Here is a 585-nt window from a genome sequence, read left to right as displayed (position 1 = left end):
CGGGCTGCCGCCCTCGAGGCCAATCGCGAGCAGGCCGTCGCCATCCAGTCGCAAGAGGTCTACGACCGCTACATGAAGTACCTGACCGGCTGCGCGAAGCTGTTCCGCCAGGGTTACACGGACGTCGACCAGTTCACGCTGGAAAAGTAGCGGTCCCCGGCCCCTCGCCACCTACTTCACGAGGGTGAACTGCCCGACATTGCTGATGCCCTTGCGGAAGAAGTTCTCACAGCCGGTCAGGTAGTGCATGTACTTGCCGTAGACCTCTTCGGACTGCAGCTCGACCGCCTGCTTGCGGTTGGCCTCCAGGTTGGCCGCCCAGGTCTCCAGGGTCCTCGCGTAGTGCAGCTGCAGCGAGTGGACCCGGGTCAGCTCGAAGCCGGCCGTGACCGCGTACTCGCCGACGGTCTGCGGTGTCGGCAGCCACCCGCCGGGGAAGAATGTTGTGGGCGCGTTCGAAGAACGCGGCGTACCGCTCCATCTTGAAAGCCTCGAAGGCGCCGATGGTGACGATCCGGTCGACCTTGTCCTCGAACTCTTCCCAGCCCTGCAGCCGCACCTCCACGGTGCGATTCGTCGGCAATC

1 protein-coding gene and 1 pseudogene are annotated in these 585 nt (G+C 64.6%); one reads left to right on the top strand and one right to left on the bottom strand.

All coding sequences use genetic code 11. From position 1 onward, the window contains the following. Positions 1–150: class I SAM-dependent methyltransferase (locus A9X04_RS10470; RefSeq protein ID WP_197509124.1), on the top strand; the 150-nt coding region annotated here is incomplete at its 5' end. 21 nt (positions 151–171) lie between these two features. On the opposite strand, the pseudogene A9X04_RS10465 reads toward A9X04_RS10470, so the two are convergent. Continuing rightward, positions 172–585 (bottom strand): annotated as a pseudogene (locus tag A9X04_RS10465) (class I SAM-dependent methyltransferase); the annotation flags it as partial.

Source organism: Mycobacterium sp. E3247 (assembly GCF_001667785.1).
Lineage (GTDB): Bacteria > Actinomycetota > Actinomycetes > Mycobacteriales > Mycobacteriaceae > Mycobacterium.
This window is presented reverse-complemented; position numbering and strand designations above follow the sequence as displayed.